The sequence below is a fragment of the Paraburkholderia sp. SG-MS1 genome (assembly GCF_012275575.1).
GTDB lineage: Bacteria > Pseudomonadota > Gammaproteobacteria > Burkholderiales > Burkholderiaceae > Paraburkholderia.
The window spans coordinates 45,585-58,677 of the sequence record NZ_NPIH01000216.1; the positions used below are offsets into that span (position 1 = coordinate 45,585).

General features: G+C 57.7%; 9 protein-coding genes. 6 read left to right on the top strand and 3 right to left on the bottom strand.

The window, feature by feature from the left end; translation table 11 throughout:
* Positions 1-89: 89 nt before the first annotated feature.
* Positions 90-368, bottom strand: a complete 279-nt coding sequence (locus CIC12_RS18295; RefSeq protein WP_121324500.1) for a PAAR domain-containing protein — start codon at positions 366-368, stop codon at positions 90-92.
* A 572-nt stretch (positions 369-940) separates the two neighbouring features.
* On the opposite strand from CIC12_RS18295, the gene CIC12_RS18300 reads away from it, so the two are divergent.
* From CIC12_RS18300 to bamA, 5 genes are all read left to right on the top strand, one after another.
* Complete coding sequence (locus CIC12_RS18300) at positions 941-1,570, top strand: hypothetical protein (protein ID WP_168665622.1); 630 nt, start codon at positions 941-943, stop codon at positions 1,568-1,570.
* 270 nt (positions 1,571-1,840) lie between these two features.
* A complete protein-coding gene (locus CIC12_RS18305; protein ID WP_168665624.1) occupies positions 1,841-2,248 on the top strand; it encodes a transposase in 408 nt (135 codons plus the stop codon).
* 376 nt (positions 2,249-2,624) lie between these two features.
* Positions 2,625-3,899, top strand: a complete 1,275-nt coding sequence (locus CIC12_RS18310) for a tetratricopeptide repeat protein (RefSeq protein ID WP_168665626.1) — start codon at positions 2,625-2,627, stop codon at positions 3,897-3,899.
* 302 nt (positions 3,900-4,201) lie between these two features.
* Complete coding sequence (locus tag CIC12_RS18315) at positions 4,202-5,170, top strand: hypothetical protein (protein ID WP_168665628.1); 969 nt, start codon at positions 4,202-4,204, stop codon at positions 5,168-5,170.
* A gap of 2,018 nt (positions 5,171-7,188) precedes the next feature.
* Positions 7,189-9,966, top strand: a complete 2,778-nt coding sequence (gene bamA, locus CIC12_RS18320) for an outer membrane protein assembly factor BamA (protein WP_168665629.1) — start codon at positions 7,189-7,191, stop codon at positions 9,964-9,966.
* Positions 9,967-10,580: 614 nt separating this feature from the next.
* Here the strand turns inward: bamA and CIC12_RS18325 are convergent.
* Together CIC12_RS18325 and CIC12_RS18330 are read right to left on the bottom strand one after the other, a co-directional pair.
* On the bottom strand, positions 10,581-11,369 hold the full coding sequence (locus tag CIC12_RS18325) for a response regulator transcription factor (RefSeq protein ID WP_168665631.1): 789 nt from the start codon (positions 11,367-11,369) through the stop codon (positions 10,581-10,583).
* 357 nt (positions 11,370-11,726) lie between these two features.
* Positions 11,727-12,569 (bottom strand): helix-turn-helix transcriptional regulator, encoded by an 843-nt coding sequence (locus tag CIC12_RS18330; protein WP_168665633.1) that lies wholly within the window; start codon positions 12,567-12,569, stop codon positions 11,727-11,729.
* 97 nt (positions 12,570-12,666) lie between these two features.
* On the opposite strand from CIC12_RS18330, the gene CIC12_RS18335 reads away from it, so the two are divergent.
* Positions 12,667-13,093, top strand: a 427-nt coding sequence (locus CIC12_RS18335; RefSeq protein ID WP_168665635.1) for an NAD-dependent epimerase/dehydratase family protein, incomplete at its 3' end; no start/stop codon positions are given.

The window sequence follows — 13,093 nt, forward strand, 5'->3', positions numbered from 1 at the left end:
TAATAAGGGGAACCACCGCAGACAAGGACCACAGCGGATGGTTTTTGTCTTTTCAGTCTATACGGCGTTCGCCACCTGGGCTATATCAGTCAAACAGCTTCCACCATTTCCACGATCCGGTCACCGTTGCTGAGAAGGCTGCCTACAAATGCAATTAACTTTGAGCTAGACATCAGCGGGAAGGACACGCCGTCCACAATCGTGGCTTTCTCACCATTGGGATAGGCAACGATGTCGCCGACACACGCAATCTCTTTCCCCCAAATGTTGCTTTCACTCGTTGCAGTGGCAACGCGTCCTCCCCGAGCCGTCAGTGAATCGACCGTTGCGAACATATGTGGCTGGAGAAATGTTGTGTTCGTCAGCATGACCTAGCATCCTAAAAATATTGCAGGGTCGAACTATATACAAATTGCATGCTGAGGCACATAGGGAAAATTTAAAACATTGTCAATGGCAAGCGCTTATTTTGTTCGGGGGACTTGCATGAGAGATTAAGCTTTGCTTAACAAAATCAGGGACAAGGCGTTGGATCTGCTCGTCTTGGAGGTCAAACGCCGCGGCGAGGTTGTACCCCGCGGTCGCTGCTTCAAGCCTTTGGATGAAGGCGACGAAGTCACGCTTCACCATCTTTACGAAGTGCAAAGGCATAGCTCGCCGTTGCGCAGCGAAACTCGAAGCACAGTTGTGTTCCTACAGACCCCGTTTAAGTGAAAGACGCTGTCCCGCGACTCGAAGGCCGCTCCAAGGGGCCTTGAAGCTCATTGTCGGTTGAGCTCGTGGCATGGTTTGATGATTGCGGTCGTGTGTTGTGCCCCCCGCCGAACGAACTTGATTCCTCCCTGATAGGGGGGCTTTGTTCTGTCTCAATAATTCCTATCATCTCCTTATGAAGCCGAGGAAGAATAGCGAAAGGGGCAAGCTGCCAATAGAGGAAACAATGCGCAATTCCGACGAAGAACTGGGTAGGCTGATTGCCGCTATCGACTGGCGCGCCAAGCCGTTTCAGCAGGAGATCATTGGCTTTGGAGAATCGACCTTAGCTAAGATCCTTGGCCCGGCGTCTGTATTCAAAAAGGTGTCGGGCGCGGCTCAGAGCGGAATAGAAGCTGCATATTCGTTCCTGCTGAGTCAATTTGGTTTCAAGCAGATCTTTACGTTAGCGGAGATCGCACCAATGATTTATCGGAACCGTACATGCGGTTGGACAACTGCGTTTGCATTCAGGCCACGGTTCCTGCATTCGCCAGTAAGACTATCGTCGTCGCAACGATTCGTTTCCGCCGCTGAAGGAACTTCCATGGACGATATGAACAATGAAATCCGTGCCACGCTATTTGCCCTTCAACAGCTTGCCGCTTATGCACTGGTCCTTGCAGATCACAAGAGCGCGACTCGAAACGGCTCGCTAAATGACCTGCGAGATGCGTTCATAGCACAGTTTCAATGGAGCATGGATCAAGGTCAGCCCCTCCCTCAGGAAACGGCGCAGATAGCGGCTAGATACTCGGTTGCCTACGAACAAGCCATCGAGTTGATTTTTTCCATGGCGGAGGGCTTTGCGCGCTAGGGTCTCTACTCTTGCGTCTATTCTGGCCGCCTGGTCGCAGCAGTTCATCGCCCCAGGCCTATTTCTGGCGAGACCGAAACTTTCTATCGGATGATCCATAACATGCTTTCGCCCTGTTTTTCCGACGCTCGGGTTCAACGTTCGAGCATCTGAGAATCTCGCGCGATGCCCGGTGTTTTAAGGGTCGTTGCGAAAATCGAATTATTGCTATATCGCTGCTGAACCGCGTGCGATAACTTCTGAAATGTCTAATCAGGAGCGTGCTTCTCGATGACAACCTTCCGCGAAGTGACTGACCAGGAGTGGACGCGCATCGTGCCCCTGTTGCCAGAATTAACCGAACGAAAAAAATCTCGCGGACGCCCGCCGACCGACGCGCGCGCCGTCTTCAACGGTCTGCTGTGGGTTATGTACACCGACTCACCGTGGCGCGATCTGCCGCCCCGCTTTCCGGCTTACACTACGTGCCATCGACGCTTCAAGATTTGGCGTGACTCCGGCATATTGATCGGGGTGGCAGATGCGCTGTCCGATACGATCGGTGTCGATTTAAGTCGCATGATAGGCTCACGAAAATACTGGCGCCCGGCACGTTATCGATCAGTAATGCGCAGAACAAGAGGTAGCGTCAATGTTGATGGGGAAATTGAGTCGTGCTCTCGAGATGATTGTCCTTAGCCTCTAAGGGGCAGTCGTCCCGGCCAGTGCGCTTCCAGTAGTCTATGTCACCAGACGAAGAGAGCAGCATCTGGCTATTCATGGGGTTCGTCAATGACGTGTGACATGTCAAAGGCAATCTGGACTGAAAGACGACTGCGCGCTCCCGCCGCCGGACGACGGTCTGTTCGGTGCGACCGACACGTTTAACGCCCGGACCAGCCATTTCTTTCCGGGCGCGGTAGGTGCATCCTGAAAGGAGACGTTCACTGCGAACCACTGCAATGAAACAAGCGACTTGCAAAGACCGCATCAAGACTCGAAGCTCGCGCACTCTGCGCAATGGGGCGATTCACGTGGCAGTGTCGCGACGGCGAAACGTACAAACTATGGCGTAATGAAACCTACCATTTCTTCAAGGTCGCAGGCTAATAGCAGGAAGGCGCACCTGCTGGTCGGCGCGCTCGGCAAACGCATCCAGCAGGCTTACGCCCACGGGCGCTATGCCGATGCGCTGAAGTTATGCCACCAGGCCATGCGCATCGCCCCCGGACTTGCTCAGCCCTGGATCGACGCAGCTGCCTGTCATCTCCAGTTCGACCGTTGGGACGAGGCGATCGGGTGTGCGGAGCAGGCGCTGGCACGTAAAGGCAACACGCTCGCCTTATTCGACGCGCTGGCAGAGGCGTGGGGTGGAAAGGGCGTGATGGATCAGGCCCACCGCTGGGGCAATCAGGCTCTAGCGATGCGCGCTGCCCAGTTTACCCGCGCCCCGGTACTCGAACATGATACGTTGGCGGCGCCACTTCCTCCGCCACCTTCCGCTGAAACGCGAGCACAGAATGTAATCGCTTTCTCGCTGTTCGGCGCAAGCTCGAAATACTGTGAGACTGCGGTGCTCAATGTCATTGAGCAGCCTCGTGTCTATCCACACTGGATCTGCCGATTTTACGTCGACGAAACAGTCCCGACAGGTATCCTCGAGCGGCTGCATGAGGCGGGCGCGGAAGTCGTGCCTGTCGATGGCGCGCATAGGCACTGGCCCGGGCAACTATGGCGGTTCTTCGCTTACGACATGCCCGGCCTGCACCGCGTAATTTTCCGCGATGCCGACTCTGTCGTCGGCGAACGAGAAGCCGAAGCCGTCGCACAATGGGTGGCGAGCGGCATGCATTTTCATCACATGCGTGACAACGCAACTCATACCGAGCTGTTGCTCGCCGGCATGTGGGGCGTCAGCGCCGGCGCATTGCCACCGATGCAACAGCTGGTCGAACGCTTTATGTCGCGGCCGCTCCAGTCAACGCATTTCGCCGACCAATACTTTCTGCGCGAGTTCATCTGGCCATACGCTCACCAGAGCCTGCTACAGCACGATTCGGTGTTCGGCTTTATGGATGCCCGGCCATTTCCGAGTGAAGCCATGCCAGCGGATTCGCACGTCGGCTACTCGGAAGGTTCACCGTTCTTCGATGTTCTGACCGATTTGGGAGAGGGCACGCCTGTTCATTGGGAACTCGTTGCCGTGTCTGCGGAGAATGTGCCATTCATCTGCCGCTATCCCGCCATCGTGACCGCTGGCGCCGTGCGAGGGAATTTGCCGGCCAGGTACGCCCGGAGACTTGAGCGCGGCGAACTGATCATCCGCGTTAAAGCCGATGCGAGGGCGTAGAGCAGATGTTCGCAGAGGTTGGCTCCGCATTCTGTTTGCGTGGACGTCCTGGATCCGCTATGTTGGAAATTGTTGGATTTGCTAACGATCTGGACATTGTTAGCTGCGATAGTTCGCCGCCGTTGGCGACAATGAATCCGCTGCACGAGGCTACCAACTGGAGACGACGCTGGTTTTGTCCACGGGGAGCCGACGCGGCGGAGACGCGATTCGGAGAGGCGGTTGGACGCTGCCCCAATTGTTCACACCGCAGGGGTAGTGCATAGCGTGTTCACATACGGTCGATGGAGAGGCTCGAGGACATGATGTCAACTATTGCGTTCAGCCCGGTAAGGGGGCTCATTGCACAGCCGAGGATCATGCCGTTCGGTCGCGCGCTGGTCCCGTTTGGTCACGAATGGGTGTTGCGATTGCCCGCCTTTGAAATCGTTGCGCTTTATGAGGCTGTATCTCGAACCTCTTGCCTGAGCGCCGAATTGTTTCGGTCAATGTGCTGCTGGGATCGCGCTCGCGCGAGCGTGCGCGAGAACACCCCAGGCGTTGTGTCAGACGCCGGTGTGTCGGGCGATGCCCGGAAAACGCAGGCTGTCGAGACTTATTCCGCTACCGCGACGGATCTGGGTGTGCCGGTTCATCCGGCGTGGATGGAGGCCGCGGGTTACTGCATTGTCAGCGCAGCGGTGCTACTTGCGTGGATGATGTCTCACTACGTGGTGCAACATGGTGTCGCGCTCCAGGTTCAGCAGCAGGAAGCGCCGAATTCGCTGCCTGGCGTGCCGCTGTCCGCCTTGGGTTCCGCGCTGCCGACCCGAGACCCAGAACAGCAGAGTCTGACGGTTGGTCATCGTTCCTCTGCTCGGCAGGAAAGCCTTGCCGAGCGTGTGCATGAGTTGCGAACTCAGCTATCAGCGGAAGTATCTGCCGCGGCGGCACCGAGGCAAATGCGTCCGGCCAAGCACGCAAGCCAGAAACAGGCGATGCGTGCGGCTGTTGTCAAGCAACGCGACACAGGCCAATATCGGACAATACGCGCAGATGCGTCTCTCGCGACGCACCGCCCGCATGGTGCGCATTCACTCGCCGGTATGTATTCGCCGCGTCAGCCTCTCATGGATACGAGCGATGAATACGGTCCGATCAAGGCACTAGCAAACACGTATACCAGCGCAAGCCAACGGACGGTACGTGCGGCACGCAGCGACAGTACGGACTGGGCCGCCCATGTCACACAACGACATATCATGGAAATTCCGGATCAATTTTCCAAGTAATGCGCTGACGCGTGAAACAAAAGTATGTTGACTAATTGTTTGTCCGTCAGGCGACGTCCTTACTTGCGAGCGCAATACGGTTTCGTCACTCCGGTACGCGCTCGCACGTTTGCGCTGCATATAGCCATTTTTTGCCTGCCGCCCAGCGCCGATCGGGTATTTCGCGTGTACTAGCTAGCGCCCTGTTGGTTATGCGCCAGTGTGGCTCGCCCAGCGCCTCAGTTGTAGGTGCGCCTTTGGCTTCGTGATCACATACTGTACCAACATAACGGTTTAATTTTCGACCCAGAAATCTTGCTTACCGATCAGTATGTGAACCACGTTGACTGGACGAATCCGGCTGGAAGCAACAATCGCTGCGGTGCTAATCGTTGGACGGCCCCCCGCTGAACGGACTGCTGCCCTACCTGAGTGGGGGGCTCTGTTCGTCGCTGACAATCCTTATGATTTTTTTATTCACTCGTCAACTGAGATGAAGACAAGAGCATTTGAAGTTGAGCAGATGATGTCTGGATTGACGACGTACTCGCTATTGCATTCGAAATTTTTGATGCCATTGATTATGACGCAACATCGGGAAAATCCAGACCGACCACGTCGCTGACGAGTTTTGGTTTCCAGATAGCTCGATGTTTGGGGGCGGCACAATCAGTTGCAAATTTACATACTGACTTAGTTAGTTGGGAATCTATCCACCGCCCCGTAGGTGGCCCCCCTTCGGGGACGGATGGCAACGTCGAATGTAGGAACGCGTATCTGCGCTACAACTAAGGATTTCTTTGATTTCAACCATCAAAGAGGTCGGAATCACAGCGGGCCCAGCCTATGCCGGTGCAATGAGCACTGCGGGCTGTGGCGCGATGCCGCCAATGTCCGTGTGCACTGCTCAATCGGACTGATACGGAGCGAGGCGTTGCGACGAGTCTGGACATGTTTTCCCGCTGCCGGCGTCTCGAAGTCGGCAGCCGTGATTTCTTGTGGTACGTGCCGGGAGTGTCGTGCTGCTGGCGGTCCGTAGCCGGCAACACTCGTCTTTCGGTAATCTTTGGACCGCGTGCAACGCAGACAAGGTCTCGCACCCCTTCATCAAGGATCGATCCCATTCCTGCGTCTAAAAAAAATCAAGCGAACGACGGCAGACGTCGCCGTAACTCAATTAAGACAACAGCCGACCTATAGCCGCGGGAGTCCGTGCAAAAAAAGCATTTGCCGACAGTTGACGAGAAGGTGGTCCAAATGATCCGCGAGCACTGCAGTGGGCATGAGGCGCAATCGAGAGCAATGGTGTCGGTCGCTACCGATGAGAACTCTCCCGGCGCAACGCTGCGCAACGGGGTGCGGCGAAGCGAACGCCGAAGGAGAGGCCATTGTCCGCGGTACACCACTCCGACTTTCCGATTTGATAATCGGCGCGGTTCCCCCCTAGATCCCGCTCAGCCTTTCACGACAGACTTGGCAGTAGCAGAGTTTTCACAATTGCGTATCCGGGTGCCCGGTGCACGCCATAACCACCGATCGATATGAACAAGGTTTACCTCATCGCCTGGAATGTTGCCACCAATACGCCGGCAGGCACGCTGGAAACACACCGCGCGCGTGGGAGAGGGTCTGCGAGCCTCATGTGGTCCGGTATTGCGGCGGCTGTTTCGGTCGGCATTCCCTACAGCCGGATCGCCCAGGCAGCACCTTCGGCGAGTTACATGATCGCAGCGAGCGGAGGGTCCGGTCTTGCGCAGGACTTCTCTGGGAATGTATCCGCCTCGACCAGCGGCCATTCGCTTGGGAACCATGCGAGGTTGTTCGTCCTGACGAATGAAGCGTTTTCGTCGGATGACTTCTGGCGAATTGCGGGTCCGCGGGTACCCGCATCTGATCGTCGGCCGGCCGTCTTTGGAAGTGATACCCACAGGGGTCGAGCCATCAGGCCCAAAAGGCATGGTGCCAGGCACGTGCATAGCCCTATCGTGGCCAAAGCTCGGGCGGGTGGCGGTGTGCGTTACGATTCGACGAGTGGTGCAATGTCTGCGCCGTTTTATAGCATCGTTCATCGTAAAGATACGCCACAGCCCTTTTCTGGTGACCGTGACGCACGCGTCGGAAACCTGGCTGAATCGTGGATGACAGGTCGGCCGCAGCAGTATCTGTGTGCGGCATTGACGAGGCCGGACCCGCGCACAGACGGGGCAATGGCCGAGATGGCGGTTGTGTCGGATGCTGCTCTGCTGTCGGTCGCGGACTGCTCGTATGATCTGTCGACGGCGGACAGGTACTCCGCCAACGCGTCGGAAGGTATAACACCGGGCAGCGTCACGTTGGGTCACGCCAGCCTGGACGGGGACATGTCGGGCAGCAACGCGGATGCAGTGAGGCTGTCAGCGCCCCCGGTGCCAGACTACAGTAAGAGTTGGACCGAATCCCGCAATGGCAGTGAAATGCAGGTCAGCACGAGTGCCCGCGTGTTGGCGAGCGCAGCTCCTGTTATGGCCGAGGAGGAGGCGGCGGTCGGCACGATGGCGAAGGATTCGGCTGGCCACGACGGCGACCCTTCCGCAGACTCTGGCGTGCCCGATGTATCGTCCGGTTCCGGCGGAAGCGGGCAGGACGCGGGCCCGGTTGGCAGAAAGGCAGATTGGGGAGCGTCACCAGAGGCTCTGCGAGAGGGTGGTCCGGGAGAAGGCACGGTGAACACGGCAGTGCGCAGTGGCGAAGGCAAACTCGCTCCCGCGCCGAATGAGGCGAGCGAGACGTCTGCCGCACGCGTGCCTGCCCGCGAGCTGTCGGCAGCGAACGTCGATATCGCACACCATCCGCAAGACGGATCAGCAACCAGCGCCGGCGGCACTGGCAAGGGACAGCTCGAAGACATAGGTACAAACGCGGCCGGCGCAACAGTCGACGGTGCCGCCGGAGTAACAGCTGAGGTCGGCAATCCGAAACCGGATAGGAAAACGGGCGTTGGATTGGACGTGGCTCCTGACGCAGCCCAAAATACTGCGAAAGGACAGGTCGCAACCGCTGCCGGGACGACGCCTAAGGACGGTGCGAAGTTTCATGAGATCCGCTTCAGCGGCAACAGCGTTTTTAGTTCGAAAGCGCTGCAGGACGAACTGCAGTTGTTCGCGACCGATTGGACTTCGTGGTACGCACAGAATAACGTCTACTCGCAGGACAGACTGGCGACCGGGCTGGAAAGGATCCGACAGTACTATCTGGATCACGGTTATCTGGAGTTCAAGGCAGAGTCGGTCGCGACGCCGGTCGACAACGGGGTGTCGCTGGCAATAGTGGTACATGAAGGCGAGCTTTATACGCTTTCGGCGGTCCGGATCACAGGCAGTCCGCCAGAACTCCAGGCAGAGCTTGAACGCTTGGTCCAACTCCGCGCCGGCGAGGTCTTATCTGTCGGAAAACTTCTAGCCAGCACGAATGCGATTATCGACAAGCTCGGCGAACAAGGCTACGTATATGCCACGGTGAACCCGTTGTCGCGAGTCGACGCGGACAACCATGCGGTCGACATGACACTGCAGATCGACGTGGGTCGGCGGACTTCTGTTCGTCAGATCGCCGTGACTGGCAATACAATTACCCGCGAAAAAGTGGTGCGCCGTGAAATTCTCCAGTCTGAGCACGACTGGTATGACTCGAAAAAGGTGGCGGCGTCGCAGGATCGTCTCAACCGCCTTGGCTATTTCTCCAAGGTCGAGGTGACGACGGTTCCAGTCGAGGGCGCGTCCGATCAAGTCGACCTGGACGTGAAGGTGGTTGAAAAACCGGGTGCTACGGTTAGGCTGGGCGCTGGCTATTCATCGACGGACCGGACCGTGCTATCGGCCGGTATTACCCAGGACAACGTGCTGGGTACGGGAACCAGTCTCGGGGTGGACGTCACTGCCGCGAAGCTGTTTCGTACGTTTAGTGTGACGCAGTCCGACCCGTACTTCACGTCTGGCGGGGTAAGTCGGACGACTAGCGCTTACTATCACTCCAATCAGCCGCTTTATTATTCGAGCGATTCCCGATTCAAGATAGTGACGACGGGACTCGACACACGGTTTGGCGTTCCTGTTGGGGACGCCGATAAGGCCTATGTCGGCGTGGCCTTCGAGCATTACAGGCTCGATCCCGACGACAAGGCGCCGCAGAGCTATATTGCCTACGTCAACAAATACGGCCGCGATTCGAATGGCGTACCGATCATGGTCGGCTGGTCCCATGACAGGCGGGACAGCGCAGTGTTTCCGAGCCAGGGCTACTTCGCGCAGGCAGGTGTGGAATATGGGACGCCTATAGGCGGGAACCAGTACTACAAAGCCGATATCAACGCGCGGTATTACTACGCTTTGGCGCGTGGGGTTGTGCTGAGCCTGAACCTGCAGGGCGGATACGGCGATGGACTTGGCAACAAGCCCTACCCGTTGTTCAAGAATTACTTTGCTGGAGGCATTGGGTCCGTGCGAGGCTTCGAGCCGAACTCACTCGGCCCTCGCGACCCGAAGACTGGCGTGCCGATAGGTGGCTCGAGGATGCTGACCGGTAACGTCGAATTGAAGGCGCCAGTACCGGGTTTGCGTCGTGATGACCGGCTGGGAGTGTTTGCTTTTATCGATGGGGGGAATGTATGGGGCACCCAAGGTCCCAGCGTCGGAGCAAACGGCGTGCGCTTTAGCTATGGCGCTGGCTTCGCGTGGAATTCGCCGATTGGCTCATTCAAGATAAGTGCAGGTTTTCCGATTACCAGACACAATTTCGACAACTACCAGAAAGTTCAGATGCAGTTCGCGACAAAATTCTGAAAGCACCGTCGCCCGGAGGTACCGGCGCGCGCAGCGGATGCCTGTGCCGGCGCCGCTTTTATTGAGCAGTGTTAGTGACTTGACTGGTTGGCGGCGAGCTGCGAGTGCAGGTGAGCCTGCGACCCTGAGGAAAACGCTAGCCGAACGGGGTTTAAAGGTCGATCACGCAAGCGTGCACCGCAGCATGATCAAGCTCATGTCGTTGTTCCAAACGGCGCTTCGGTAGCGGCCGACGAAAAAAAAGCGCGCCGAAAGAGGGCGCGCGTAAAAGAACCTTAGGTTGAACAACCAACGGTTACACCCAGGGGAGAGATAACCGTCGACATTCATGCTACTTGAGAGCGGAAGTCAGATTGACAACAATAGTGAATTTGATTACTTGAAATAGCGGAATACAAACCGCCTTTAGTCTTCCTCTGGCCGCGCCGCGTAGTGGCTAAGCGGGGCATCGGCGCCCGGCTGTCCAATGGCGCCTTGCGTTTGAGTGTGATCTGTTCACTTGTCAGCCCACGACGTCAGCAGGGATGAGTAACGTCTTAGGCTTTGGCGATCGTCTTCGCTTTCGACCTATTCCTGTTTGTATCCGCTACGTTTGGTCGATCTTCACGAAGCTTTTATCGAATTCGACTGCTGCCTGATCCGTTGGAACACCGCGCAGCGAGTTCAAGAGTCTTTCCGAAACTGTGTCTTACGAATGCGTCGCTCGTCGCGGTTGTTAAAGGGACCTCGTCCAGTCTGTATCCGTGGGTATAGACGGTACTCAGGCACACGCCATTATCCGGATGCAGGAATAGTTTTCGCCGAAGCCGATAGATATGCGTATCGACCGTCCGTGAGGTGATGTCCAGTTCTCGGCCCCAAACAAGCTTCGCAAAAAGGTCCCGGGAAATCACTCGCCCGACGTTCGCAAAGAGATACGCAGCCATGTCAAATTCCTTCGCTGTCAACTCTACCGGCATGTCACGAAGAGAGACGGTGCGTCGGCCCCTGTCGAGAACATATGACCCCACGGACACTGGCTTTCTTGTGTTCTCAGTGCGAGTGGTCCGACGCAATAATGCACCCGCTCTGGCGGCTAACTCGTCCGCTCGAAACGGCTTGACGACGTAGTCGTCCGCACCTGCCTCAAGCGCCTGCACAATGTCGACCTCCGAGAGTCTGGCAGTAAGAAATAACACCGCTGGTTCGCGTCCCAGATTGCCACGTATCCATTGGAGCACCTCAAACCCGGTTGTTCCTCGCAATTGCCAGTCGAGCATCACGAGATCGACTTCATTACTTCTGAGAAAGCGCATCGCGTTATCGCCGCAGTTGACCTGACTTATTCTGTGCCCCGATTCCTGCATGGCGTTCTCGACAGCGGCAGCTTGCGCAGGATTGTCTTCCACTAACAATATATTCATATATGACCTCTTTCATCCGAATCAGCAGATCGGCGAATGGAGAACCCGGCAGAAGAAATGGGAGGAGTGCGAAATTGGAACTTTGACCGTAGCAATGGAGTAGTTGGAAGGATGCAAAATCCCCGTGTAAAGCTCAACGTGGGTATATGAAGGCTTGTGCCTTTGGCACTGTCGAGCCACATAACTTGCGAGCTTCGTAAAATCAAGATAGGCGCTGTCGCGCGTCAAAGCAGCCCCCCATAAGAGGGGCGCTGCCTCTTTGAATGGGTAGGCTTGTTCTGTGGCGTGCAGGGCCAGGAAAAGCAGGGGCAGCGGAGCGGGCACGAAGCTCGAGAGCCCGGAACTGTCAACCCCGCGTCACGCCGGCATCAATCGATGTTGCGCAACGGCGGTGCGAATGCGCTCTGCCATCTGCGCGTCGAGCGGTGTGTACACGAGCATGGTGAGGTCCGGCCGCCCATCGACAGCGAACAGTGAATACTCCATCTCGATCGGGCCGAGCTTCGGGTGCAGGAGGCGTTTGACGTTCTCGCCCTCACCGTGGCTCAGTACCCGGTTTTCCCGCCACAGGCGGTCGAAGTCAGGACTCGTGCGGCACAGGTCCTCGACGAGATCACCCACTTCGGAAGTGAGCCCGGCACGCGCTACGTCTGCCCGGAATGCCGCCACGACGAAGTACGCGACGCTCTCCCAGTCGTGCTGTTTCGCGCGGACGTTCGGGTCGCCGAACAGAAAGCGCAGGATGTTGCGCTGCCCCGGCGCCAGCGCGCCGTAGTCGGTGAGCACGACCGCGGCGGCACGATTCCAGCCCACGACGTCCCACGTCGCGGTCTTGATAATTGCCGGGCTGGCGTCGAGTGAATCGAGCACGCGCTGAAGCCGCGGGCTCACACCGTCGACGTAACGGTAGCGCACTTCCGGTGGTCGACCCAGACCCAGTATGAAGAGATGTTCGCGCTCGGTGTCCGTCAGCATCAGCGCCGCACAGATGCGTTCGAGCACTTGCGCCGATGGCGCGCCGCCGCGACCCTGTTCGAGCCACGTGTACCAGGTCGAGCTGATGTTCGCACGCTGGGCCACTTCTTCCCTGCGCAGTCCAGGTGTGCGCCTGCGACCCGAGAAGCCAAAGCTGGCCGGGTCGAGCCGTGTGCGGCAACTGCGCAAGAAATCCCCGAGCGTTTGGGCGGCGGTCGCTGACATGAGGAGCCTGTTAGTCGTTTTACCGGGATAAAGTCACTACTTCAACAGGATAGCGGATGATCGCATAGTGCATGGGTGACCACCCTGGAGACTTTCAATGCGTATCTTTCTGACGGGCGCGACCGGCTTCATCGGCTCGGCGCTGGTTCCCGAACTTATCGAAGCCGGTCATCAAGTGATCGGCATGACACGCTCCGATGCGGGCGCGCAGGCGCTGGCCGAGATGGGCGCGGAAGTCCATCGCGGCACGCTCGAAGACGCCGCCTCCCTGCGTAGCGGCGCCGAGAAGGCGGACGCCGTCATTCACCTCGCGTTCGACCACGATTTCTCCCGCTTCGTGGAAAACTGCGAGAAAGACAAGCGTGTGATCGCGGCACTCGGCGCCGCGCTTGCCGGCTCCGATCGTCCGCTTCTCATCACGTCCGGGACGGGCGTCGGCAGCCGCGCCGACGGGCAGCCGGCCACCGAGGACGTGTTCAACACCCAGCACCCGAACCCGCGCATCGGATCGGAACTGGCCGGCC

Coding starts and splice junctions, on each gene's coding strand:
- CIC12_RS18295 (WP_121324500.1), bottom strand. CDS start 368: ATGCTGACGAACACAACATTTCTCCAGCCACATATGTTCGCAACGGTC.
- CIC12_RS18300 (WP_168665622.1), top strand. CDS start 941: ATGCGCAATTCCGACGAAGAACTGGGTAGGCTGATTGCCGCTATCGAC.
- CIC12_RS18305 (WP_168665624.1), top strand. CDS start 1,841: ATGACAACCTTCCGCGAAGTGACTGACCAGGAGTGGACGCGCATCGTG.
- CIC12_RS18310 (WP_168665626.1), top strand. CDS start 2,625: ATGAAACCTACCATTTCTTCAAGGTCGCAGGCTAATAGCAGGAAGGCG.
- CIC12_RS18315 (WP_168665628.1), top strand. CDS start 4,202: ATGATGTCAACTATTGCGTTCAGCCCGGTAAGGGGGCTCATTGCACAG.
- bamA (WP_168665629.1), top strand. CDS start 7,189: ATGTCTGCGCCGTTTTATAGCATCGTTCATCGTAAAGATACGCCACAG.
- CIC12_RS18325 (WP_168665631.1), bottom strand. CDS start 11,369: ATGAATATATTGTTAGTGGAAGACAATCCTGCGCAAGCTGCCGCTGTC.
- CIC12_RS18330 (WP_168665633.1), bottom strand. CDS start 12,569: ATGTCAGCGACCGCCGCCCAAACGCTCGGGGATTTCTTGCGCAGTTGC.